We start from the raw sequence: 24,358 nt of genomic DNA, 5'->3' as shown, positions 1-24,358 counted from the left end.
GACCCGCCGTCAGCACACGTCAACCCGCCTTTACGGACGCAGCCCGGGCTCCCGCTCCACGTCCCTCACATCCAGCCTCGCGTCGAACTTCGCCAATGGCTTGGCCTTGGCCACAGCTGTAGCCGAGACGCCCGCCCAGTCCAGGATCCGGGCCGTGGCCAGCGACTTCTCGTCGGCGACCAGGCCGGCCACGTTCGCGCCGTGGTTCAGGCCGGGGGCCGTGAAGACGTAGGAGTCCTTCGCGCCCCTGCCGAGGTGGAACGGCTCGGCGCCCCACGGGTCGTTCTGGCCGTAGACGAAGAGCATGTGGTGGGCGTTGTGCTTGACCCAGGTGTCGACGTCGCGCATGGTCCAGGGCTGGAACTTCATGGGGATGGAGCGGGGGACGAAGTTCCGGGGCGGCTGGTAGCCGTAGCGGATGTACTTCTTCTCTATGTACGGGAAGTGGATCGTCGGGGCTCCGAGTTGCGTACCGGCCTGGTAGTAGTACGGGGTGTACGTCTCCAGGCCCTGGTCGGCGTAGGCGGAGAAGCCGGAGATGGTGTCGACGGAGTTCCAGATCTCGTCGTCCGTCGCGGTCGCCGCGTCCGCGGGGACGGAGTCGCAGTCGGAGAGCAGGCTGTACTGCCAGAAGCCCCAGACGTAGTCGAGGACGACTGCCTCGTAGGCGCGGTCGAGGCTGCCGATGGTGGTGAAGGTGTAGCCGTTCTCGGCCGCGTACGCCTCGTACTTCTTCTCCAGTGGTGCGCGGCGCACCAGCGCCTCGCGCTGCACCGCGTTCAGGCGGTCGCGGCACTCCTTGGTGCCGACCTTGGCGAAGAAGCGGTCGTAGGCGGAGTCCTCGTTGTTGACCACGTCGTTGGGGGCCACGTACGCGACCACGCCGTCCATGTCCTTCGGGTAGAAGCGCTCGTAGTACGTGGCGGTCATGCCGCCCTTGGAGCCGCCTGTCGAGATCCAGTTCTTCGTGTAGATCTTCTTCAGCGCCTTGAAGATGCGGTGCTGGTCGCCGGCGGCCTGCCAGATGTCCAGCTTGGACCAGTCGGCCGGGTCGGGGCGCGACGGGTTGAAGAAGCGGTACTCCATGGAGACCTGGTTGCCGTCGACGATCTGGGTCGGCTCGCGGCGGCTGGGGGTCGTGGAGACGTTGTAGCCGCCGGTGTAGAAGACCGTCGGGCGGGAGACGTCCTTGTGCAGCACGGTGATGCGCTGCTGGAACGTGCCCTTGGACGGGTTGTGGTGGTCGACCGGCTGGGTGTAGTTGAGGACGAAGTAGCGGTAGCCGGTGTAGGGCTTCTCCTGGATCAGGCTCATGCCCGGTATCGCGAGCAGCTGGTCCTTGATGTCCGTGGCCTCCGGCTCTGCGGCGGTTGCCGCCCCGGCCGTGCTCAACGTGCCTATGAGCACCGTGAGCGCCAGCAGCCATCTGAGCGCCTTGCGCATGCACCCTCCCTGTGAAACAGATGTGCGCCGGAAGCTATCGGAGCAACTGTCTTCACACCAGGGGGGGGTTGGGATTCAGGAGGTCAGTACCGGGTCCACCCGCTGCTCACCGACCCCTGCCCCACTTCGCCCTTGATCAGCACGCGCCGGTGCCCCACGTGCACGGTGACCGGTCCCGCCCGGTACGCGTACTGTCCCGTGTCCACCACCGGCCGGAGGCCGCGCGCATGCACGCTGACCGTCATCTTGCGCCGGGTGCCGGGGGCTTTGGGGACCGTGAGGGCGCAGAGGTAGCCGGCCTGCTTGTAGATCTGGACCGAGCCGGTGGAGAAGGTGAGTGTCCTGACCTTGCGGCCCGCGCAGTGGGAGGGCGCGGCGTGGGCGGCCGCCGGGGACGCGAGCGCCAGGAGGGCGGACGCGGTGAGTACGGATGTGCCGAGTGCCAGTCGCCGGCGTATCGCCCCACTGTCCACGGTTCGCGCCCCTCCCGTTTCCCGCCGTTGCCGTACTGATGTACGGACGCAGGACATATGTCCGGCGGTTGCGTGATCGTCACCGGGGCGCGGCGACCGGTTCCTCGGACTCTGAACCTCCCGATGTCGCCCTCGCGACGTTCGGCCCTGGCGGGCCTCCCGGCTTCGGGACGACTGGCCGGACTCCGTCCGGCACCTGACGTGGCCGCAGGCCGACAGGCCCCGAGGCCGCCACCAACCGGTCAGGCCACCACAGGAGCGTCCTCCCCCACGAACGTCCGCCACAACGCGGCATACCGTCCGCCCGCGCGGAGCAGCTCCTCGTGCGTGCCGTCCTCCGCGACCCGGCCGTGGTCCATCAGCACGACCCGGTCGGCGCGGGCGGCGGTGGTGAGGCGGTGGGCGACGACGAGGGTGGTTCGGCGGCCAGCGAGGCGGTCGGTGGCCTGGTTGACCTGGGCCTCGGTGGCCAGGTCGAGGGCGGCGGTGGCCTCGTCGAGGAGGAGGATGTCGGGGTCGACGAGTTCGGCGCGGGCGAGGGCGATCAGCTGGCGCTGGCCGGCGGAGAGGTTGCGGCCGCGCTCGGCGACCTCGTGGAGGTAGCCGCCCTCCAGCGTGGCGATCATCTCGTGTGCGCCGACCGCCCGGGCCGCCGCCTCCACCTCGGCGTCGGTGGCGTCGGGGCGGCCGTAGGCGATGGCGTCGCGGACGGTGCCCTGGAAGAGGTACGCCTCCTGCGGGACGACGCCCAGGCGGTGGCGGTACGACGTGATGTCGAGGGCGCGCAGGTCCGTGCCGTCGGCGGTGACCCGGCCCGCGGTGGGGTCGTAGAAGCGGGCCACCAGCTTGACCAGGGTGGACTTGCCGGCGCCGGTCTCGCCGACGAAGGCGACGGTCTGGCCGGCGGGGATGCGCAGGTCGATGCCGCTGAGCGCCTCTTCCTCGTCGCCGTACTTGAAGTGCACGTCCTCGAAGGCGATGTCGCCCCGCAGGGAGAGCACGTCGAGGGGCTTGTCGGCGGCCCCGGTGGACGTCGGTTCCTGGAGCAGCTCCTGGATGCGGCCCAACGACACCGTCGCCTGCTGGTAGCCGTCGAAGACCTGGGAGAGCTGCTGGACGGGGGCGAAGAACAGGTCGATGTACAGCAGGTACGCCACCAGCGCGCCGGTCGTCAGCGTGGCCGCGTCGATCCGGCCCGCGCCCGCGATCAGCACGGCGGCCGCGGCGACCGACGACAGCAGCTGCACGAAGGGGAAGTAGATGGAGATCAGCCACTGACCTCGGATCCGCGCCTGCCGGTAGCTGTCGCTGCGCTCGGCGAACCTGCGCCCGCCGTCCCGCTCACGCCGGAACGCCTGCACGATCCGCAGCCCGGACACCGACTCCTGGAGGTCGGCGTTGACGACCGACACCCGCTCGCGGGCCAGTTCGTACGCCTTCACGCTCGCCCGGCGGAAGAAGTACGTGGCGATGATCAGCGGGGGCAGCGTGGCGAAGACGACGAGGGCGAGCTGCACGTCGATCACCAGCAGGGCGAGCATGATGCCGAAGAAGGTGACGACCGAGACGAACGCGGTGACCAGGCCCGTCTGGAGGAACGTCGAGAGGGCGTCGACGTCCGTCGTCATCCTCGTCATGATCCGGCCGGTCAGCTCCCGCTCGTAGTAGTCGAGCCCGAGCCGCTGGAGCTGGGAGAAGATCTTCAGGCGCAGGGAGTACAGGACGCGCTCACCGGTGCGTCCGGTCATCCGGGTCTCACCGATCTGCGCCGTCCACTGGACGAGCACGGTGAGCAGGCCGAGCAGGGATGCCGCCCAGACCGCGCCGAGGGCGACCTGGGTGACGCCCTGGTCGATGCCGTGCCGGATCAGGACGGGCAGGAGGAGGCCCATGCCGGCGTCCACGGCGACGAGGCCGAGGCTGATCAGGAGGGGGCGTCCGAAGCCGCGCAGCAGCCTGCGCAGGCCGTACGACTCCTCCGCGGTGACCGCCCGTGCCTCGTCGACGTCCGGGGTGTCGGTGGCCGGGGGCAGCGCGTCGACCTTCTCGAGGAGGTCCGGGGTGGCCGGCATGCCGGAGAGCGCGGTGTCCTTGGGCTCGCGGTCACCCGTCCACAGCCGAGGAGTCACCCCACGCTCCGCGTCGAACTCGGCGTCCAGCTCGTCGCGTACGGAGGTGTCCTCCGGGGGCGCGGCGGGCGTGGCGTGGCCCGGGGAGACGCCGCCCAGCTCGTCCGGGTCGGTGAGCAGGCGCCGGTAGAGGGCGGAGCGTTCCTGGAGCTCCTCGTGGGTGCCGAGGTCGGCGAGGCGTCCGGCGTCGAGGACGGCGATGCGGTCGGCGAGGTTGAGGGTGGAGCGGCGGTGGGCGATCAGGAGGGTCGTACGGCCCTCCATGACGTGCTTCAGCGCCTCGTGGATCTCGTGCTCGACGCGGGCGTCCACGGCGGAGGTGGCGTCGTCCAGGACGAGCAGGCGGGGGTCGGTGAGCAGGGCGCGGGCGAGTGCGACGCGCTGGCGCTGGCCGCCGGACAGGGTGAGGCCGTGTTCGCCGACCGTGGTGGCGTAGCCGTCGGGCAGCTCCGCGATGAAACGGTCCGCCTGGGCGGCGCGGGCGGCGGCCTCGACCTCCTCGTCGGTCGCGTCGGGGCGGCCGTACGCGATGTTGTTGCGGACGGTGTCGGAGAAGAGGAAGGAGTCCTCCGGGACCAGTCCGATCGCGGCCCGCAGGGAGTCGAGGGTGAGCTCGCGGACGTCGTGGCCGCCGATGAGGACGGCGCCGCGTGTCACGTCGTAGAAGCGCGGGAGGAGGAGGGAGACGGTCGACTTGCCGGAGCCGGAGGAGCCGACGACGGCGAGGGTCTCGCCGGAGTGGATCTGGAAGCTGAGCCCGTCGAGGACGGGGCTGGTCCTGCCGGAGGCGCCTTCGTAGCCGAACGACACGTTCTCGAACTCGACCGTCGCCGGGGCGTCGGCCGGCAGGTCCTTCGTGCCCTCCTTGATCGACGGCTCGGTGTCGATCAGCTCCAGGACGCGCTCGGTGCCCGCGCGGGCCTGCTGGCCGACCGTGAGGACCATGGCGAGCATGCGGACCGGGCCGACGAGCTGGGCGAGGTAGGTGGAGAAGGCGACGAACGTGCCGAGGGTGATGTGCCCGCGCACGGCGAGCCAGCCGCCCAGCGCCAGCATCGCGACCTGACCGAGGGCGGGGACGGCCTGGAGGGCGGGGGTGTACATGGCGTTCAGCCGGATGGTGCGCAGCCGCCCGGCGAAGAGCCGGCGCCCGACCTCCCTGAGCTTCCCCGTCTCCTGGTCCTCCTGCCCGAAGCCCTTCACCACGCGTACGCCGCTGACGGCGCCGTCGACCACGCCCGCGACGGCGGCGGCCTGGGCCTGGGCGTACCAGGTGGCGGGGTGCAGCTTCGTACGGCTGCGCCCCGCGATGTACGCGAGCGCGGGGGCGACCGCCAGGGCGACCAGGGTCAGCGGGAGCGACAGCCAGGCCATCACGACCAGGGAGATCAGGAAGAGCAGGAGGTTCCCGATGGTCATCGGGAGCATGAAGAGCAGGCCCTGGATCAGCTGGAGGTCGCTGGTGGCGCGGCCCACCACCTGGCCGGTGGACAGCTCGTCCTGGCGGCGGCCGTCGAGGCGGGTGATCGTCTCGAACATCTCCGTCCGCAGGTCGTGCTGGACGTCGAGGGCGAGGCGGCCGCCGTAGTAGCGGCGGACGTAGGTAAGGGCGTAGACGAGGACGGCGGCGGCGATCAGGGCGCCCGCCCAGGGTGCCATGTCACGGGTGTGGTCGCCGATGACGTCGTCGATGATCACCTTGGTGACCAGTGGGACGACGGCCATGACGGCCATGCCGCCGAGGGAGGAGCCGAGGGCGAGGACCACGTCCTTGGGGTAGCGCCAGGCGTACCCGGCCAGTCTCCGCGCCCATCCCGGCTGCGCTGCCACGTCGGTGCCCTCCGTTTTTCGATCTGGTGTTCCGGAAGGCACCAACGCGGGTGGGAGCGGATTTCATCCCGCCGTAACAATCGGAGATTGCGCTCTCGGAGATTGCGCTCAGACACGTACTCGCAAGTAATAGAACCGCGTCGTCTGTACGGCGTTCTGGTTGTCGTCGCTGACCAGGAGGACCCTCAGGCGGCCGCCGCTCCTGCCCGTGATCACCATGCCCTCGATGTTGTCGAGGAGGGGGTTCGGCTGAGGCTGCTCGGCGGTGGCGCCCAGGGCCGGGCAGTCGGCGATGTCGGCCAGGAGGGTCTTCTTGATCAGGCGGACGCCGGACTGGCCCGTGAGGTTCTCGATGTGGCTCGTGTTCGTCGCGTGGCGGGGATCGGCGATGTACAGGCGGATCGTGTTGCCCACGCCCGCCGTGAAGCCGCGCTCCAGGACCAGCAGGCGGCCGTCGGGGGTCGCCTGGATCTCGGGTACGCCCAGGCCGCTGTCGGTGCGGTAGGCGTACTGGGGGCCGAGGCGGAAGTGGCCGTCGTACGTGCGCTGCCAGGTCTGGAAGCGGACGATGCCCGCGGTGTCGCCGGCGAGGGCGTACTCCATCGACGCGAGCAGGGTGTGGCCGCCGGGCAGCAGGGTCAGACCCTCGAAGGTGCCGTTGGACTGGGCGCGGCCGGCCGGGGCGACGCGGAGGGCGTCCGGTACGGGGAGGCGGTCGAGGATCTTGCCGTCGCGGGAGTAGCGGCGGATCGACGGCTCGGTCTCCGAGGTGATCAGCCGGGTGCCGTCGCCGTCGACGACCAGGCCCTCGGAGTCGAGGGCGGCGCCGTTCTCGTCCGCGAGGGGGACGACGGAGCGCGGGGCGAGCGTTCTCGCGTCCAGGTCGAACAGGGCGGAGCGGTCGGAGAGGGCCGCGAGCGAGCCGTCACCGTTGATGGCGAGCGCGGAGAGGTTGCCGACGAAGGTGCCGTCGTACGTCGTCTTGTCGAGCGCGTCGGAGAAGCGGTCGATGGAGACGGAGGAGGAACAGGCGTTGTCCCTCTGGACGGCGTCGGCCGGTCCGGCGGCGGAGAGGCAGGTGGCCGCCGCCAGGCCGGCGGTGACGGTGGCGAGTACGGTTCGCAGACGCATGGACGTCACCGTAGGACGGGTGGATGACAGCGGGTGGGCCCTTCAGTGAAGGATCAGGAGGCCGCCAGGTCCTTGTGGATGACCTTGGCGACGCCCTCGATGGTCGCAATGCCGTAGTTCATGGTGCTGTTGCCGTGGGTGAGGACCGTGATCACGTAGTCGTGGCCGCCGCCCTTGAACGCGCCGAGGCTGTGCACGCGCCAGCCGTTGCTGGCGCGCTGCAGCCAGCCGTTCTTGAGGGCCACGGTGACACCGGACGGCACGCCGGACGGGGTGCCCCACCGCTGGGACGAGACGACCTGGCTCATCAACTTCAGGATGTAGGCACGGGAGTTGTCGCTGAGGACCGTGTTCTTGGCGGTGATGAGCTTGAGCAGCTTCTGCTCGTCGGTGACGGTGATCTGGGTCAGGCCCCAGTAGCCGTCCGCGCCGGGCTTGGTCTGGGTCATGCCGGCCGCGGTGAGGAAGCCCTTGATCTTCGTCAGGCCCAACTGCCGCCACAGCGTGGAGGTCGAGTCGTTGTCCGACTGGGTGATCATGGCCTTGGCGAGGGTGGCCTCGCGGTCGGTGAGGTAGCGGTTGTGCTTCTTCGCGTCCCACAACAGCGTCGCCAGGACGGTGACCTTGACGGTGCTGGCCGAGTCGAAGGCGGTGGAGGCGCGCAGGGTGCAGTTGGTGTTCGTCGTACGGTCGTAGAGGCCTACGGCGATGGTGCCCTTGCGGCCCGCGAGCGCCGCCGTGATGTCGGTCTTCAACTTGGCGGCGAGGGCCGCCTTCGTGGACGTACAGGCGACGGTCGGCGTGGGGGCCGCGGCGGCGGGCGTGGCCACGGCGACGCACGATATACACGCTCCGGCGGCGAGCCCGGCGCCGAGCAGGCGAGCGCGATGTGGTCTGCGGCGAGTCATAGGGCGAGTCATACGGGTTTGACTCGCCTGAATGACCGAAAGTTGTACACCTGTTCCCACTCTTCACGCGGGGGTCGCGCCTCCTTCACAGGTGGATGCTCCGGCGGTGAGCGCGGCACCGATGAGGCGGGCGCGGTGAGGGCTGCGGCGAGTCAGGCGGGTTGACTCGCTCGGGTGGCCGAACGTTGTACGCCAGTTCGTTATGCGGGTCATCGTCTTGCCGCGGCGTGCCCGGTCCGGCAATGCTGGGCCGATGCCAGGGCAGCGGAAGAGAAGGCGGCAGCGCCACGACGAGAGGCAGCGGGCCGCCGCCCGCTTCGCGCCTGGAACGGGTCACTGGGAAGTGCTCTTCGAGACCCAGGACGAGTCGGAATGGCGTGCTCACATCCAACGTCTGCGCGCGTCGGGCCAGCGGATCGACTGGACGGCGGTCCGGTTGGACACGCTTTGCGGGCGTCTGACCCAGCCGACCACCTACCGGCTGAGCCTCTTCAGATCGGGCCCCGTGTGAGGGTTGGCGTCAGGCCAGTCCCCTGTCCGCCCCGGCTCAGCCGGTCGTTCGACCTGCACCGCCATGCCCCGCGCCTTCCGCCCGCCGCCCCTGCCCGTCCAGTTGATCCAGTCTGCGGGGAGGCAGGAGGAGGGGATCCGACCGGACGGGGCGGGCAGCGAGCGGCGGTATGCCGGTGCGCGAGCCGCTCAGGACTCCGGTGCTGGGAGGTCGTCGCCGTCGGAATCGTCGCGCCCGTCGGGATCGTCGTGATCGGGCGCGGGAAGGCGGGCACCACGGCTCTCCGCGATGCGGTGGACGTCGCGCAGCGCCTCGGCCATACGGGCCGCGAGGAAGCGGAGTTGCGCGGACGTGGCCTTGGGGTCGGCGAGCATGTCCGCGGCGTGGCCGAGGAGTTCGCTCGCCATGCCCAGCTGTACGGACTCGACTGTATCGGCGAGCCGTGAGAGACGCCCGGTTCCGTCACCGACGAGGTAACACGGCTTGCCCTCCGGACTGGCCCACGGCAGCAACCGCATGACTCCTTCCTGACTCCAGATCACGCGGTCACCTCCACACCGTGGATGACCCGCGGGCCGATGTCGATGCCGTGCACGGCGAACCACAGAGCCCGACGCCGGGCCCGCTGCCGCCGGGCTTCCTCCTGCCGCTCGTGGGCGACGAGATAGGGGCGGACCATCGCGTTGTCCTCGGCTCGCAGGAGCGGCGGGCCGACCGGGCGGGCGGGAAGGGCAGGGCGCTCCTCAGCGCACGAGCAGGTGGGACACGCACACGCACCGGCCGGAACGGTGGCCGTACGGCGACGGCGTCCGGTCCCCGGGAACAGGAGTTGTAGCAGCGGTTCGAAGAGGCGGGCGATACGGTGACTCATGTCGTCAACTCCGTAGCTTTCGTTGATGGCCACGCCCCCGGACCGGTCGCTCGGTCGCGGGGGTCTCGCGTTCTGTAGCGATCCACTTACAGAGTGAGACGGTGCGGTCTAGGCTCGCCAGAGGCTCGGGTGTGACCAGTCATTTGTCACAAAGGGGTGGCCATGACCAGCACGTACGGTGACTGGCTCAAGCAGCAGCGGGAAGCGGCGGGACTGACGCAGCAGCAGCTGGCGGACGTGACGGTGATGACGCGTTCGCATATCGCCCACATCGAGGCGGGCCGCCGCATCCCCTCCAGGGAGGACGCACGGCGCCTCGACACGGCCCTGAACACGGGCGATGTACTGAGCAGCTTCCTGCCGGCGCAGGACGTGGCGGTCGCCGACTACTTCGAGGCGGCCCGCCAACTCGAACAACAGGCGGTGATGATCAGGGAGTTCGCCCTGTCGTTCGTACCGGGCATCCTCCAAACGAGGGCGTACGCGCGTGCGGTTCTGGGGACGGCGTTCCCTCGGGTGAGTGAAGAGGAATGTGACAGGCGCCTTGTCACACGCCTTGAGCGCGCGGAGATCCTGGACGATCCGGTGACGCCGGTAGTGTGGGCGCTCCTGGACGAGGCGGTACTACGTCGCCAGATCGGCGGGCCGGACGTCATGGCCCAGCAGCTCGGTCATCTCGTGCAGCTCGGCGAGAGCGGCCGGATCCAGGTGCATGTGATGCCATTCTCCTTGGGCGTCCATCCGCTCCTGAGCAACATGCTCACCCTGATGTGGTTCGAGGACCAGCCGCCTGCTGCGTACGGCGAGGGCCTTCACATGGGGAAGCTCCATGACACCCCGTCCGTGGTCCAGGACCTGCAACATCGCTACGATTTCGCGCTGGGCAACGCACTACCGCTCAAGGAGTCACTGGTTCTACTCAGAGCAACAGCAAGGGGCTACGAACGCCATGGCTGACCGAAGCATCCCGAACGCCGCGATCTCGAAGGGCTGGCGGAAGTCGTCGTACAGTAATGATCAGGGCGGCAGCTGCCTCGAAGTTCTCGACGGGCACCCCACTGGAATTCCCATTCGGGACTCAAAGAACCCGCACGGGCCCGCCCTGGTTATCCCGGCGGCATGCTGGGCGTCTTTCGTCAGGGCCATCAAAGCCGAACGCCCCCACTTGGCTCGGTAAACACTGCCGCCGTCCAAAGTGCTCAGCCAGCGCCCAGAAGCAGGTCAACTACGATACCCTGCTTCATTTTTCGCAGCTTGCACAACTTCCGCTCCTCGTCCGAAATACGGGAATCGTACGCAGCAAGCGAGCAACCGATCATTCTCGCTCCGAAAGATCTGCGGGCATAGACCTGGCGCAGCAGGACCAACTTGATGTTCGCCGCATCATTGAGAACCTTCGCGAACGGCAGTCTGGTCGTCACCTGGCCACAGATCCCTCCGAACATGCCTGTGACCGTCTTGCGGTGCAGCAACTGCCAGACCCCAAAGCAGGGCGGAGAAGGCGATCCTGGCATCCCGTTCCCGGCCCTGCTTCAGCGCCGTCTTGATGTTCTCGTGCCCGTTCCGATTGAAGAGGCACCAGATCTGCGGCAGAAACACCTTCTCCAGGCCACTGCACCGGCGCGCTGCTCGCCCCTCATCAGCCTGTGTGATTCAGCTGGCTATCGCCCTCGCACTGAGAGGCAGTCACGGCTGACGATTCGAGGCCAAACGAGAGAGTTACTGCCCCCTGCGCCACAGCGGCACGGCACCTTCATCACATGTCATGAATTTTCGCCGACTAATCCGTGACGGAGCGTATCCACATCTGCCTCGCTCGGCAGGATACGGATCTCAGGATCGATAAAGGGCCATGCGACATTTGAGTTCCTTCGATGGAATACGGAGGACCGCCCTCCAGCGAAGGTTAAAACAGGCACTGGCGGCCGGATCAGCAAGAGCGATCATACGGCTGGAGACATGGAAAACTTCCATCCCTGCAGGCCAGCAGGATCTCCTCCCGACCAATTTCCCGAGAGTCAATATGTCACATTGCAGAGCCAGATTGACTATCATCAGCCCTGTCAGCTATCTCGCGCAGAAGATCGCGGCAGAGGCGGAGCCGCCGCAGGCCACCAATGTCGTAGACCTCATGTCGGTCCTGCAGGGCAGCATCGACCAGGCCGCGGCGGCCGCGAGGCGGCTGCCGAGCCGCAGCAGACGAAGCCGGCTCCGGCGCGCAAGGCGGCTAGCCTCGATCGTTCATGAGGGTCCGTCAGCTTGTTGACGGGCCCTTTGTGGTGGGTGTTGGTGAGGATTTTCGGCGTATGGGCAGGCTGATGGCCCGGTTGTCGCGTCGGGTGTGCGCCGGGTTCCACGGTTCCGGTGGGCTGGTGCTGTTCGCAGGGACGGGAACGTGCTGGTCAGCCGGGGTTCGGGAGGGCGTGGAGCCGGTCCAGGGCATCGGTGATCACGTCGGTCCAGGGCCAGTGCTCGGCGAGGCGGAGGTAGCGGCGGCGGCCGGTGGTGATGAGCTGGGCGGCGGTGGAGAACAGCCGAAGCCGCAGTCGGCGGGGCTCCCAGAGCCGGGCTTGGCCGGTCAGGGCGAGCAGGGGCATCCAGGCGAGGAGATCGAGGGCGATCTGGATGATCTCCAGCCAGATCTGGTTCTGTGCGGCGTCGTGCAGGGGGAGGTTGCGGAGGCCGGTGGCGCGGGCGGCGCGGATGCGGTCCTCGGCCCGGGCCCGATGCCGGTGGCGTAGTTCGAGGGTGGCGATCGCCTCGCTCGCGGTGTTGGTGGCGAAGCAGGTCAGCCGCATGCCGTCGGCGTCGGTGAAGCGCAGTTGGGCGCCGGGGTGCGGCCGTTCCTTGCGGACGATCAGCCGCAGCCCTTTCGGCCAGCCGTTCAGGCAGTCGCCGGCGAGTTCGGCGACCCAGGCGCCGTCGCGGATCTCGCCATCAGGTTCCACGGCCGGTGTCCAGGCCGGGGCCGGGACCTTCAGGACGGCCTGGTGGATGGCGTCGGTGATGGTCATGCCGACTGAGTACGATAGCCACCTCCCGCGCTGGGCGAGCCAGGCGACGAACTCGTGGGTGCCGCCGCCGGAGTCGGTACGGATCAGTGAGCTTCTTCAGCGTTGCCGCTCCAGTGTGAGGATGGCCTTGGCGATTGACGTCATGCAGTTGGGGCTGCATCGGGACCTGCGGAAGATTCGCCAGGACTTCAGCCGAGCGACGCCGCGTTCGACAGGCGCTCGCGCTGCGGCCAGTGCTTGATTGAGGGTCTTTTCGGTGGGGGTGAGTTCCTGCAAAGGCCTGCGTTTGATGCCGGTGGTCAGCCACGGGCCGGCGCCCTGGTAGGCGAGATCGGCCAGGATGGGAACGCCCTGGCGCTCGCAGATCCGGATGATCCGGTGGGTGCGGGCCGCGGTCAGGTCATGGGCGCGGCCCGGCAGGGCGGGCGAGAGCCACAGCAGCCGGCCGCCGGGGTCGGTGACGACCTGCACGTTCACACCATGGCGCCGGTGTTTGTGGGAATAGTCGGCCCGGCCGTCGCCGACCCTGTCGCACTCGGCGAGGGTGCCGTCGAGCAGGACGAAGTCGGGTTCGTGCTCGCGCAGCGTCTTCAGCAGGCCCGGTGCACGTTCGGCGAGCAGGTCGACGACCGCGCTGGTGTAGGCGTGGGCGGTGGACTCGCTGATCCCGAACCCGGCAGCGATCTTCGCGAGAGTGGTGTGTTCACGCAGGTACACCAGTGCCACCATCGCGCGCTGAGACGGACGGAGCTTGCAGCGCCGGTCGCCCTCACGGGTGACGATCAGCATGGTGAGCCACTCCACGAGTGCATGCGGCAGGTCGAGTGCGGCAGGATGGATGACCAACGAGGCCCCCGAGCAACGTGATTGAGACGTCAGACATCTCGATCAACAGCCCGGGGGCCTCGCTCGTTGCGCTTCACGGCCCATCACCCGATCGGTGGCCACCTCGAAGAAGCTCAGTGTCTGACGTCCGCGCCGCAACCGCTTCGGCAGCTGGGCCAGGGCCAGTTTCGTGGCCTCGATGTGGTCGGCGGCGGTGTTGGAGCCTGCGTTGCCGGGCCGCAGCAGTCCCACGACCGGCTCACCGGACCCGCCGCGGCCGTGGTCGACGAACCCCATCAGCGGGTGGTGGCCGAACGTCTTCTTCCAGGTCGCGGCGGCGTCCTGTTTCTCGGAGTGGGCCAGGACGAGGACTCCGTCGATGTCCACGATCACCTGCCCGCCCGCGTCCGGCGCTGCTTCACCGGCCAACCGCCACACGTGTTCACGTACTTCGGCACGGGCGGTGCGCAGCGCGGCCAGGACCCGCTGTCCGCCCGACGCCAGCGTGCTGATCAGCCGGGAGACCGTGGGGTCGGAGGCCACCGGCCCGAACACGGCCGGTTCGGCTCGCAACATGCCCACATCGGCCAGGCAGTCCCCGCCCAGTGCCACCGCGAGCGCGACATCCAGCAGGATCTTGCCCGGATTGTGCACCGCCCGCGGTCTGCGCCAGGGCACGAGCGCCGCTGATATCGCCGCGTCGAGACCGGACTTGCGGATCGTCTCGACCAGCAGCACGGCCCCGGCCTGCGAGACGACTCCGCGACCGCCGCCCTCGACGCGGACACGCGGGTAGGACCCGATACGCTTCTTCACCTGGAAAGTGCCTCCGGCGGTGGCGGGAACAAGGACCTCAGCAATCCTCATTCTCGCTGGTCAGAGGCACTTTCTGCTTGCTTGATCACCAGCCGGACAGCACGCCTCGTGAAAGCGCGAGGCTAGTACTACAGCCGGTGGTTTCACGGTGAGTGAGCGCGGGCGGCTCGGGTGCGGTAGTGGCTGGTTCGGGCTCGGGCTTGGTGGCGGGTGCGCCAGCGGTGCCAGTGCATGGCCAGCCAGGTCCGGGCGGTGCGGGCGGGAGCGAGCACGATCCGGTCGTACAGGCGGCGGATCTCGTTCACGGTCGGGGGCCGGGTAGTTGGCGGGGCTGGTATAAGCCGGCTCCGGACGGTGACCAGGAAGACCATGGCGAGCATGCACACGGTGGTGTGCCGGTACCACGAGCACCATTTGCGTACCTCGTGCTCGTCCAGCCCCACCTGTCCCTTGGCTACCTGGAACGACTCCTCCACCATCCAGCGCTGTCCGGCGGCGACGACCATCTCGGCCAGGGTCGTGTCCGGGTGGGTGTGGCACAGGAAGTAGGCGATCTCCCGGACGAGTTCGCCGGTCCTCTTGTCCTTCTTGTTGGGCACGGTCGAGCGGCGGATCAGCAGGTGACGCTCCAGCCCCGTAGACACGGAGGCGAGTTGGACAGCGGCCCAGTCGTACTCGCGAGGGCCCTTGGCGCCGTCCGCACAGGACCGGCGCTCGAAGGCATCCTCCGGCACCAGCGCCCGCAGCTCGCGGGCCTGCCGGGTGCGCCCGTCGGGCAGCGCCAGCACCTCGTTCTTCGGGATGGCGAGCACGTAGCGGACCTGGTGTTCCTCCAGCCAGGCGCGCAGCGCACGGCACTGCCCGTAGGCCTCGTCGGCCAGGAAATAGGTGAACGGCACCGAGGCCGCCAGCGCGCGCTCCAGCATCCGCCGGGCCAGCTCCGGTTTGGTGGCCACCGCGCTCGCGCGTTCGGGCGGGATGCCCTGCTCTGCGCAGCGGCGTTCGTGCTCCGCGGTGGTGCCGGCCCAGTTCCTGCCGAGGTTGAGCTCGCTGTCGACCAGGGTGCGGCCCTTACTGGATCCGTACGACAGGTGCACGCTGACCTGGGCGTTCTCGACCCTGCCCGCAGTTCCGGTGTACTGACGCTGGACACCGGCGGTCTTGGTTCCCTTCTTGATGTCGCCGGTCTCGTCCGCGATCAGCACCGCGTCGTCGGCGGCCAGCGCTGCGACCGCGAAGGCCCGGACCCGGTCGCGCAGTTCGTCCGCGTCCCACGCGGCCTTGGCCAGGAAGCCCTGCAACCGGTCCGGGTTGGGGTGGCCGGCAGCCTCCGCGAGCTGCCACAGGTTCTTGCGCGGCACCTCGCTGAGCAGCCCGCGCACCATCGCCCGCAGGTTCTCCCGGGAGGCCGGGCGCGCGAACACATCGTCCACCGAGGCACACAGCGCCTCCAACTCCCCCTCCAACGCCCGGACTTCAGCCTCGCTCAACTCATCCGTCCGCATCACACCAAGCGGCAATTTCAGTCCCACGAACGAAGCAACGAGCCAACCGCCACCACGTCACGTGAACAACCGGCTGTAGTACTAGGAAGCCGACCATCATCGGCCGCTCCGTTCGACTCATCCCTGGCGGCGCTTGCGGTGGCGCGCGGGCTGCCAAAGAGCTCGTAACACGATCATGCGACCCAGTCCCAGTAGTCGTGTCGTGGTGGAGCGTGGGAGCGTGGCCCTGGATTGTGGGCGATGGCCTGTGTGGGGAAGCGGGACTGGATGAGCGTGGTGTGGGCGGCGACGTCGCCGGAATCGGGACTGTTCGATCCGGTTGAGAGACGCACGGAGGTGAAGGATCTGTCAGATCGCTTCAACGACCTGCGTTCCTGTGGCCAGGGATACGTCGAGGTTCGGTCACCGAACAGGGAGTTCCCGGTGCTGACCCTGGCCTTCCGAGATGATCACGCGGTCGTTCACCTGATGAGTGACACCGAGCGGATGTCTCTGCTCGTAGGAGACGGCACTGCGCCCTCAGGTGCTGAGGTCGAAGTCCCGATCATGGACGACCTCGCCGCGTTCACGGGCGACTTTGTCCTGGATACAGATCGGGCGTGGGACCTGGTGCACGACTTCACGCAGACGCGGGCGGCCGGCCCCCTGGGTGAGTGGTGTGAGTTGTAGCCAAAAGCTCGTGACGCGATCATGATCGGATTTTCTTGAGGCGTCTCCAGCAGATGAGGCTGCAGGCCAATGAGACGAAGGCGTCGTGGAGTTCGGTGCGGCGTTCCCAGCGGACGGCGAGGCGTTTGAACTGGTGGAGCAGGGCGAAGGTCTGCTCGACGACGTAGCGGAGTTTGCCCAGGCCCTTGATGTTCGGGTCGCCTTTGCGGGAGATGACCGGCAGGATCCGCCGCTTGCGCAGCTCTTTGCGGTGGGGGTTGGAGTCGTAGCCCTTGTCCCCGAGCAGCGCATCGGGGCGGCGGCGTGGCCGGCCGGGGCGCCCGGCCACCGGCGGGATGCCGTCGACCAGGGCGAGGGTCTGGGTGACGTCGTTGACGTTCGCCGCGGTGGTGATGACCTTGAGCGGGGTGCCGCGTCCGTCGCAGATCAAGTGGTGCTTGCTGCCCGTCTTCCGGCGGTCGACCGGTGACGGACCGGTGTCGGCTCCCCTTTTTCGCGCGGATGTGGGAGCCGTCCACACACGCCCTCGACCAGTCGAGTTCGCCGGCCGCATTCAGCTCGGCAAGCAGAATGCGGTGCAGCCGGTCGAAGACCCCAGCCTGCTGCCACCTCTCCAGACGCCGCCAGCAGGTCTGTCCGGAGCCGAACCCAGCTCCAGGGGCAGCAGTTGCCAGGCTATGTCGTTGTGGAGCACGTACAGGATGCCCTGCAGACACAGCCGGTCCGCCACCGGCCGAGGCCCCGGAGATCGCTCCGGCCAGGGCGGCAACAGCGGCTCGATCAGCGTCCACAAGTCGTCATCCACGATCCACGGCCGAGTACTCACACCCTCCCGAACGGCCGAATCGTCACATCGGTCACGCCCGGCCAGGACAGCTCAACAAGATCGTGTTACGAGCTCAAAGGGGTTTCGGCCGGCCACCGGGTACTGCCGCGAGCGGCGACGGCGCTGCGGCGGCTTCGGAGGCGGGTACACCGCTTGGCGCCGCCGGATCTCCTCAACGAGGTGCCGGATCTGTTGCAGCGGCTCCGGCGACATTTGCGCTGCGGCGGACTTCGGCTTCGCGGGTGAAGGCGCGAGCCGGTTGCTGCTGACTGCACCCAGCGCCCCTGCTCCCCACAACCGGGCTGCCGCCAGGGCCCCCGCTCACCCTCTCTGTGATCTCCGCGGCGCAGACTGGGGCCGTGGCCAGGCACTCCTCGCCCAATGGAACGGCTACTGGGGCGGTGGTCACGCCTATCGCCCGAATCGTCTGGAGTTCGATCTCTTTCCTGCTGGCCCGCCACTCGACGGGCCAGCAAAAAAGATGGCTGCTAAGAGCCCTTCCAGAAGGCCCGCTCCTCCAACTCGCCGAATCGGGCTTGCCCTGTGGATAGATCGACCAAAATTGGCCAGCAGTCCAGCAATTGATGCTCGTAGTTTCTACTCTTCAAGAATTGAACAGAATTGTACGGAGCGATAAGAATTCCCTCTTTCACCCGCACTCTATTCCAGTCGATCGCCAGTTCAGGTTCGCTGGTCTTTCGGCTCGCTTGCAGAAATGCATCTGCAACCAAGCGGCCCTCTGCTTCTGAAAGCATCAGTTTGTCCTCATCCACTGATAGCCGTCCCATGTGGGGGCGTGGCTTGCATTCCCAGACTGCCCGTCCAGAAACGTCACCCTCCCTTGGATGTTAAACACGTTGAACACATGGCCGCCTTCATCGTCCTGCCCCCACACGATACCTCGGGCCCCAGGCCCGGCCTTCTGCATGTCGCTCACGATATTCGAAAAGCTTCTGCCTCGGAACTTTCTACCGTAGAACTCTTCGATCGGTTTCAAAGAACCGCGCTCGAGCGTGGGGATGGCGTTCGAATGAGCCCCGCCAGCCATGAGTTGATCGAGTGAGATCACACATCCCCGGCAATTCGTCTCTCCTCTGCCTGGGTTAATAAGACCCTTAAGGCCCGTTTCGGGGGTGAAGTACTTTCCGCCCAGGATTGTAGAGCGGGCCGCACTATAACCACCCGCGGCGGCCGCGCTGCCAACTGTCAGGCTTCCGCCGGACGCCCCGCCGGTCACCATCTCTGCGATCTCCGCGGCGCAGACCGGTGCGGTGGCCAGGCACCCATCGCCCAGTGCAACGGCAACTGGGGCGGCGGTCACGGCTATCGCCACGACTGCGACAACGCCCAGTACAACCTTCTGCCATGTCGCGAGCTTGCCGGTGTCTGGAAGGTCGTCGGCCTTCGGGTTGTAGTGAGGGTTCGTTCCCATAGCCCAACAGGCTCGGCACTGCCATCCTTCTCTTTGCTGAGGCTTCGGGTCGGGTCCCTTCTTGAACACGACCTGCGCCGACTTGTGGCCCCCGTCCGTGCGGACAGTGACGGTCATGGTGCCGCTTCCGGTACCGCCGCCCGCCTTCTGGTACTGGAACGTCTGGGTGTAGGTCTGCGTGGAGTGGTAGGTCCAGCCGCCGTTGCCATTGGGAGAAAGGTGGTCCCGGTAGGAGCCGCCCTTGCCGTCGCTGCACCCGTACTCGCAGGCCGTGATGGGCCTAAGGCCGGTGGGGTCGGACTTGGTGACGGGGGTGTTGTTGGCGTAGGCGTAGCCGTTGAGGGACTCGTGGTCGTCGGGGGCGAGGACGGGGTCGACGGAGAGGAAGCGACCGCTGGCCGGGTCGTACTCGCGGGCGCCGATGTGGGTGAGTCCGGTGTCGATGTCGGCGGGTTTGCCGAGGAAGCCCTTGTCGTCGGGCCAGGTCGGCGGAGTCGCGCCGCGTGCCTCGCCGAAGGGCTTGGTGTAGCGGCGGGTGACGGCCTGTGTGGTCGCGTCGACCGTCATGGAGGCGGTGCCGTGGTGGTCGTCGACCATCCAGGACAGGCCGGTCTCGGTGCGGACGGCGGTGGCGTCGCCGACCGGGTAGTAGCGCTGGGCGGTGAACTTGTTGGCGGCGGTGTCGTAGTGGAGTTCCTGGCCGGCCAGGTAGAGGACGGTCTTGGCGGGGCCGCGGCGGATCAGCAGTTCGCCGTTGGCGTCGTAGAGGTAGTCGGTGGTCTTGGTGCCTTCGGTGAGGTGGGTAAGTTCTCCTTCGATGTCCCAGACGAGGCTCTGCGCGGTGCCGCTGGGGCTGTACCGCTTGGCTGTGTTGCCCTGCTCGTCGTAGGTGTAGGTCTTGGCGGTGCCGCCATTGACGCTGACGGACGTCAGGGTGTGGGGCTGGCCGGCGCCGGAGGCGTTGACGGCGGGGTAGCCGTACGCGGTGCTGGTGTCACCGGCGGCCTTGTGCTCGGTCTGCGTTTCGCGCAGGCCGCCGGGCTTGTAGGTCCAGCTGGTCCAGTACGGCGCCGGGCCGCCGAGCGCGCTCGCCGAGCGGGCGGTGGTGCAGTCGTTGGAGGACGGGGTCCAGGCTTCGGTCAGGCGGCGGTAGCCGTCGTAGGCGAAGCACTGGGTGTCCTTGCCGCCCGCCTTGTCCGTGATCGACTTGACGTTGCCGGTGGCGTCGTAGACGTAGTCGACGTCGCTGGTGTAGCCGGTGTTGGTCTGGTCGACGGTGTGGCTGTTGGCCAGGCGACGGGTGCCGTCCTCGAAGCGGTTGAGGATCTGGAGCTGCTTGGCCCCGGTGGAGGTGCCCAGGCGGGTCTCCTCGATCTCGCCGTACGGGGAGTAGCCGATGTTCTGGACGTAGTCGGTCATGCCGTCGGTGCCGGTGACCATGCCGAGGCCGTTGTAGCTGTTGGTGACGGTCTCGGCGGGCAGGCCGGCCGCCGCGGGCATCGAGGTGGACTGGACCGTGCCGTCGATGTTGTAGGTGGTGGAGGTGGTGGAGGTCTGCGGCGCGCCGGCGACGACCAGGGGGTCACTGGCGGCGATGACGGTCTTGGTGCCCTTGGGGCGGCTCAGCGCGTCGTAGCCGGTGACGACCTGTGAGTAGATCTTGCCGGTGGTTCCGCCGATGTAGCGGATCGAGGCGGTCGGCTGTCCCTTGGCCAGGGAGTCGTAGGTGAACTTGGTGAGCTGGTGGGCGTTGTCCTTCGCGCCGTCCCAGGTGCCGGTCTTTCGGCCGAGCTCGTCGTAGTCGGTGATCAGTGTGCGGGAGGCGCCGTTGAGGGTGGTGGTGACCGTCAGCGGTTGGTCGAGGTCGTTGTAGATGGTGTCGATACGACCCTTGTCCGGGTCGGTGGAGGTGGTCTTGCGGCCGCGCAGGTCGTAGCCGTACGTCCAGACCGCCCCGTCGGGACCGGTCAGCTTCTTGAGCTGGCCGCCGGGCGTGTACTCGTACTGGGTGCGGGTGTAGGCGGTGCCGGTCGGGACGGGGCCGCCGTACTCGCGGCGCTCGGTGACCCGGCCTCGGGCGTCGACGATCGTCAGCGTGCCGGTGCCGCCCTCTGCGGCGGTGACGGCGGTGCGGTCGCCCTGGTAGTCGGTCTTGGTGCGCCACTTCTCCTGGTCGTAGACCCGGAAGACCGATTCGGTGGCGCGGCCGGCCGCGTCGAAGACCGTCTCGGTGGAGGCGGGGACGGAGCCGGGGAAGGTGTTGGCGAGCGTGCCCGAGGGGGAGTTGTCGTCGTGCACCTGGCTGTTGGTGATGTAGGCCAGGCCGCGGTCGTCGTAGAGCGTCTCGGAGATCACCCGGCCGCCGTTCGGCGCGGGGGCCTGCTTCTGGCGGGACCGCAGCAGGCCGTCGAAAATCTCGTATGCGCTGTTGTAGGTTTTCCCGTCGGCCTTGAGGGCGTCGGTGCGGACCCAGGTTTCCTTGTCGTTGTTGATGCTGTAGGCGTAGACGATGCTCGCAGCGTCGTTGAGCGTGCGGGAGCGGTCCGGCTTCCAGACCGACCGCAGGCGGCCGAGCGCGTCGAAGGACCACTCGGTGACGTTGCCGTTGGCATCGGTGGTCTTGGTGGCCGTGCCCCAGGCCGGGTCCACCTCGGTGGTGGAGGTGTACAGCTTGGGATCGATGGTGGTCTTGGACGTCAGCGGGCCGTAGCCGGTGTCCTCGGGGACGTAGGTGGTCTTGACCGTGCGGTTGCCGGCGTTGGTCGCGGTGAGCGGGCGGCCCAGCTTGTCGTAGGTGGAGCTGGAGACCTGCTGGTAGACGGGGGACTTGTCCACCGCGTTGTAGCTCGCGACCCGGTGTGAGGCCGTGATCTCGCCCTTGGTGGGCGCCACCCCGACCGCCTGGCCGTCGTAGGCCGTGGTGACGTCGGAGACGACGTCGTCGGGGAGCGTCGGGATAGTCGCGCAGGGGACCGAGTAGGTCTCGGTGCGCGAGACCGCGTTCACCAGCCAGGCCGAGGTGTTGCGGGCGTAGCTGGTCCGCACGCAGGACTCATCGCCGGTCTTGGCGGCGTCACCGCTGTCCTCCACGGTGAGCGGCATGCCGTACGTGGTGTCGTACGTGGTCTTCTGCTTGACCGTGCGGGTGCCGGTGGAGGTCTTGGTACGGGTGGCGGTCTCGTCGGCCTGGACGATCCAGGACTCGGTGGTGCCCCAGCTGTAGGTGTGGCTGCCGTTCCTGTGGGACCAGGGGGTGTTGATGGTGCCGCTGAGTTCCTCGGCGCCGTTGTAGACGATGGTCTCGCGGACGAAGCCGGCGTACTGGCGGGAGTCGTCGATGGCGGTGCCGGTGGAGTCGGTGACCTTCTCCACGCGGGCGGTGCCGTCGAGTTCCTTCTCGCCGTTCAGGCCGCGCATGTAGAGCGTGGACTTCTTGGAGCGCGGGCCCTCGGAGTCGCCGGAGGTCTCCACGACCTTGCCGTACCCGCGCCACTGCGACCAGGTCCGGTTGGACGGCTTGGTCAAGCCTTCATCGTCGGCGTAGGCCCAGCCGGCGTCGCCCTGGTAGTCGTAGTACTTCTCGCCGGTGTCGCCGTGGCCGTAGGGATCATCTTGGAAGACGGAGCTCACCACGTACTTGTGGAACCAGTCGGTGACCGGGGTCGCTCCGGACTGGGACCACTTGACCGGGAAGCAGCGGCGGGTGTTCTTGTCGACCTTCCCCGGCATGCTTGAGCCCCAGACGCAGTCCGGGTCGTAATAGTTGACGGTGAGGGTGGAGCCGGTCTCGGACTTGATGGTGCGCACGCGCCACTTGATGTAGCGCAGGGTGTCCGGGCCGCTGCCCTCGACGTGGTTGGGCATCTGGATGCCGCCGAAGACGACCGGCGGCATGGCGGCCGCGGTGCTGTTGGCCTTGCCGGTGTTCTGGATGGACTTCAGCCACAGGCTCGCCGAGGAGGCGTCACCGGTGTTGGGGAAGCTGTGCTCGAGGTGCCAGGTGTCCACCTCCCGGCGAGTGGTGCCGCTGCCGGTCCACACCGAGGTGGTGACATCGCTGAGACGCTTGCGGGTGAAGAAGGCCGGGCCGATCTGCGTGGTGCACTTGGTCGACGCTGCGCAGATCATGTCGAAGGGCACGTCCGGCCAGTTGGCCTTGGTGTCCTTGGTCAGACTGGAGCAACCGCCCGAGACGACGCAGCGCTCGGCGTAGGTGAAGCGGACCTGCTGGGCGGCAGGCCTGGCGTAGATCAGGTCGCTGCGGAGACCGTAGTCGATGCGGTTGAGAATGCCGCCGCGGGTGTAGACGGTGCCGTTGACCGTGGTGTCGGCGTTCTTGGAGTAGTAGTTCGTCTCCCGGCCGTACCAGTAGGTCGAGGCGTTGCCGTGAGGGTCCACCACGTAGTCCAGGTTCCAGCGCCAGGCCTGGAAGCAGGCGGAGTCGGCGAAACCGGTCGACTTGTGGCAGGGCTCGCCGGAGTCGTCGCCGAAGACCGGGACGGTCCACACCGAGTTGGTGACCGGGTCGTCGTCGGCGGTGTCGGTAGTGCCCTTGTCGCTCCAGCCGGGCAGCCGGTGCTTGCCGAAGAAGTACTGGATGCCAGCCGCGTCCGTGACCCTCCAGTACTCGGTGTTGTTGTCGCCGTTGGCCGTGGCGCCGGTGAGGTGCTCGACGCGTGTGCCGTCCTCGTTCTTCACCTTCCATGAGCCGCCGGACGCCTCGGACAGTGCGGCGGTGTCGCAGGCCGCCTTGTCGGTGCAGGTGTTGACTAGCTCGACGGCCTTGCCGTTGAGGACCAGGGTGGCGTTGGCGTACTTCCAGCACAGATCGCCCTTGCCTGACTGGCCGTCGTCCTTGCAGGAGCCGTACTTGCGCTCGATGTAGGACTCGGTGATCGAGAAGCCCTCGCCGATCACCGAGGTCTGGTTATTCTCCCCTGCCGTACGGCCGTCCACCGAGGCGGAGTTGTAGGAGATCGAGAGATTCGGCGCGGGGCCGGCGGTCGCCGGAGGGACGCGCAGCGGATAGTTCCAGGTGAAGTCACCCGTGCTGCCGCCGGCCTCCCAGGTCGCGGTCGGGGACAGCGGGGTGGCGCTGTAGTCGCTGCCGCCGCCCGAACTGTCGGCTGCCGCCGCCAGCAGCATCGGGGTGCCGGCTGCGAGGGTGCGGGCGGAGACCGTGCCGGTCAGGGTCTGGGACCCGGCGTCGTTGCCCGCGCCGGGCACCGGGCTCTGGGTGCGGCAGGACTTCTTCTGCGGGGTGGTCAGCGCGCACGCCGGGAGCGTCACCAGGCGCAGACGGGGGCCGAAGTTGCCGCCGTAGACGTCGTTGAAGGAGGAGTAGTCCAGGGAGACCCGGAGCTTGTCGGTGTCACCGGCGGAGTTTCCGGAGGCGGCTCCGGCCGGGTCGACGGTGAGCAGGACGCCATTGACGCCCGCCTTCTTCGTGACCGACTGGGCGTGGATGCTGAGCGCCACCTTCTCGGCCGGGCCGGTGGCTTTCGCCTTCTTCTTGCTCTTCGTCAGCTTGGAGGCCGGGGTGGCAGGCTCCTGGGCCAGCTTCACGCCGAGTCCGCCGACAGTGACGGCGGCCTCGCCGTTCGCCGCGACCTCGGCGGTGGCCTTGCCGGCCTTGGGCCATGCGGATTTCTTCAGCCGCTCACGGGTCTCACGGGAGGCGGAGGCGGCCTTGTCCTTCGGGGCCTTGGACGTGCCGGGCTTGAGCACGCCCACCTTGTCGATCTTCGCGTCGGGCCGTTCCTCTAACTTCTTGCGGGCCGCCGCGGACTGCGCTTGGGCGGCGAAGTCGTAGCCCGGCGGAGCCACGACCTGGGGCAGGAGGGAGAGAGAGGCGACCAATGCGCCACGGCCGAGCCAGCGGCGTATGACCGCCCCTGGCAAGCGTGTGCGAAAAGGTGATGAAGGCACGGTGTATTCCCGGTTCTCGGATATGGGCAGGAGGCGCTCGGGCGCGC

At 68.1% G+C, this 24,358-nt stretch carries 15 protein-coding genes and 3 pseudogenes; 3 read left to right on the top strand and 15 right to left on the bottom strand.

The features are described from left to right. Positions 1-30: 30 nt before the first annotated feature. The 7 genes from ACFYWX_RS35235 to ACFYWX_RS35205 all read right to left on the bottom strand — a co-directional run bounded on the left by ACFYWX_RS35235 (position 31) and on the right by ACFYWX_RS35205 (position 9,296). Positions 31-1,443 carry a S28 family serine protease gene (locus tag ACFYWX_RS35235; protein WP_389428901.1) on the bottom strand — a complete coding sequence of 471 codons (1,413 nt, stop codon included), beginning with the start codon at positions 1,441-1,443 and terminating at the stop codon, positions 31-33. A gap of 83 nt (positions 1,444-1,526) precedes the next feature. Beyond that, entirely contained in the window at positions 1,527-1,916 is a 390-nt protein-coding gene (locus ACFYWX_RS35230; protein WP_389428900.1) for a hypothetical protein, read from the bottom strand. Between the two features lie 242 nt (positions 1,917-2,158). Then, positions 2,159-5,875 carry an ABC transporter ATP-binding protein gene (locus ACFYWX_RS35225; RefSeq protein WP_389428899.1) on the bottom strand — a complete coding sequence of 1,239 codons (3,717 nt, stop codon included), beginning with the start codon at positions 5,873-5,875 and terminating at the stop codon, positions 2,159-2,161. A gap of 108 nt (positions 5,876-5,983) precedes the next feature. After that, positions 5,984-7,006: an esterase-like activity of phytase family protein gene (locus ACFYWX_RS35220; protein WP_389428898.1), complete on the bottom strand. Its 1,023-nt coding sequence runs from the start codon at positions 7,004-7,006 to the stop codon at positions 5,984-5,986. A gap of 53 nt (positions 7,007-7,059) precedes the next feature. Beyond that, the gene (locus ACFYWX_RS35215) at positions 7,060-7,914 is read right to left on the bottom strand and encodes a serine hydrolase (protein WP_389428897.1); all 855 of its coding nucleotides are present in this window, start codon (positions 7,912-7,914) and stop codon (positions 7,060-7,062) included. 699 nt (positions 7,915-8,613) lie between these two features. Beyond that, on the bottom strand, positions 8,614-8,943 hold the full coding sequence (locus ACFYWX_RS35210; protein WP_389428896.1) for a hypothetical protein: 330 nt from the start codon (positions 8,941-8,943) through the stop codon (positions 8,614-8,616). 20 nt (positions 8,944-8,963) lie between these two features. Beyond that, positions 8,964-9,296: a hypothetical protein gene (locus ACFYWX_RS35205; RefSeq protein ID WP_389428895.1), complete on the bottom strand. Its 333-nt coding sequence runs from the start codon at positions 9,294-9,296 to the stop codon at positions 8,964-8,966. A 162-nt stretch (positions 9,297-9,458) separates the two neighbouring features. Between ACFYWX_RS35205 and ACFYWX_RS35200 the strand changes: the two genes are divergently transcribed. Both ACFYWX_RS35200 and ACFYWX_RS35195 read left to right on the top strand, forming a co-directional pair. Further along, entirely contained in the window at positions 9,459-10,253 is a 795-nt protein-coding gene (locus ACFYWX_RS35200; RefSeq protein WP_389428956.1) for a Scr1 family TA system antitoxin-like transcriptional regulator, read from the top strand. After that, complete coding sequence (locus tag ACFYWX_RS35195) at positions 10,246-10,473, top strand: DUF397 domain-containing protein (RefSeq protein WP_389428894.1); 228 nt, start codon at positions 10,246-10,248, stop codon at positions 10,471-10,473. Before ACFYWX_RS35200 ends, ACFYWX_RS35195 begins: the two co-directional genes overlap by 8 nt. Positions 10,474-10,495: 22 nt before the next feature. On the opposite strand, the gene ACFYWX_RS35190 is transcribed toward ACFYWX_RS35195, so the two are convergent. From ACFYWX_RS35190 to ACFYWX_RS35170, 5 genes and pseudogenes are all read right to left on the bottom strand, one after another. Beyond that, positions 10,496-10,717, bottom strand: coding sequence for a hypothetical protein (locus ACFYWX_RS35190; RefSeq protein ID WP_389428893.1), 222 nt, complete (start codon positions 10,715-10,717; stop codon positions 10,496-10,498). 981 nt (positions 10,718-11,698) lie between these two features. Beyond that, positions 11,699-12,406: pseudogene (locus ACFYWX_RS35185) on the bottom strand (transposase); the annotation flags it as partial. Beyond that, entirely contained in the window at positions 12,407-13,156 is a 750-nt protein-coding gene (locus tag ACFYWX_RS35180; RefSeq protein ID WP_389428892.1) for a transposase family protein, read from the bottom strand. It abuts the pseudogene before it with no gap. Positions 13,157-13,270: 114 nt separating this feature from the next. Further along, positions 13,271-13,951 (bottom strand): annotated as a pseudogene (locus tag ACFYWX_RS35175) (transposase); the annotation flags it as partial. 143 nt (positions 13,952-14,094) lie between these two features. Beyond that, positions 14,095-15,441: an IS701 family transposase gene (locus ACFYWX_RS35170; protein WP_389428891.1), complete on the bottom strand. Its 1,347-nt coding sequence runs from the start codon at positions 15,439-15,441 to the stop codon at positions 14,095-14,097. A 282-nt stretch (positions 15,442-15,723) separates the two neighbouring features. Here ACFYWX_RS35170 and ACFYWX_RS35165 point away from each other — a divergent pair, with 282 nt between their 5' ends. Beyond that, positions 15,724-16,125, top strand: a complete 402-nt coding sequence (locus ACFYWX_RS35165; RefSeq protein WP_369273946.1) for a hypothetical protein — start codon at positions 15,724-15,726, stop codon at positions 16,123-16,125. 19 nt (positions 16,126-16,144) lie between these two features. Here the strand turns inward: ACFYWX_RS35165 and ACFYWX_RS35160 are convergent. The 3 genes and pseudogenes from ACFYWX_RS35160 to ACFYWX_RS35150 all read right to left on the bottom strand — a co-directional run bounded on the left by ACFYWX_RS35160 (position 16,145) and on the right by ACFYWX_RS35150 (position 24,242). Then, positions 16,145-16,933: pseudogene (locus ACFYWX_RS35160) on the bottom strand (IS5 family transposase). Between the two features lie 506 nt (positions 16,934-17,439). Further along, positions 17,440-17,724 carry a hypothetical protein gene (locus tag ACFYWX_RS35155; RefSeq protein ID WP_389428890.1) on the bottom strand — a complete coding sequence of 95 codons (285 nt, stop codon included), beginning with the start codon at positions 17,722-17,724 and terminating at the stop codon, positions 17,440-17,442. After that, positions 17,706-24,242 (bottom strand): RHS repeat-associated core domain-containing protein, encoded by a 6,537-nt coding sequence (locus ACFYWX_RS35150; RefSeq protein ID WP_389428889.1) that lies wholly within the window; start codon positions 24,240-24,242, stop codon positions 17,706-17,708. The genes ACFYWX_RS35155 and ACFYWX_RS35150 overlap by 19 nt, the downstream gene beginning before the upstream one ends. Between the last annotated feature and the right edge of the window lie 116 nt (positions 24,243-24,358).

Source organism: Streptomyces sp. NPDC002888 (assembly GCF_042888465.1).
Taxonomy (GTDB): domain Bacteria; phylum Actinomycetota; class Actinomycetes; order Streptomycetales; family Streptomycetaceae; genus Streptomyces.
The sequence above is the reverse complement of the archived record's forward strand: the minus strand, read 5'-3'. Positions and strand labels throughout refer to the sequence as shown.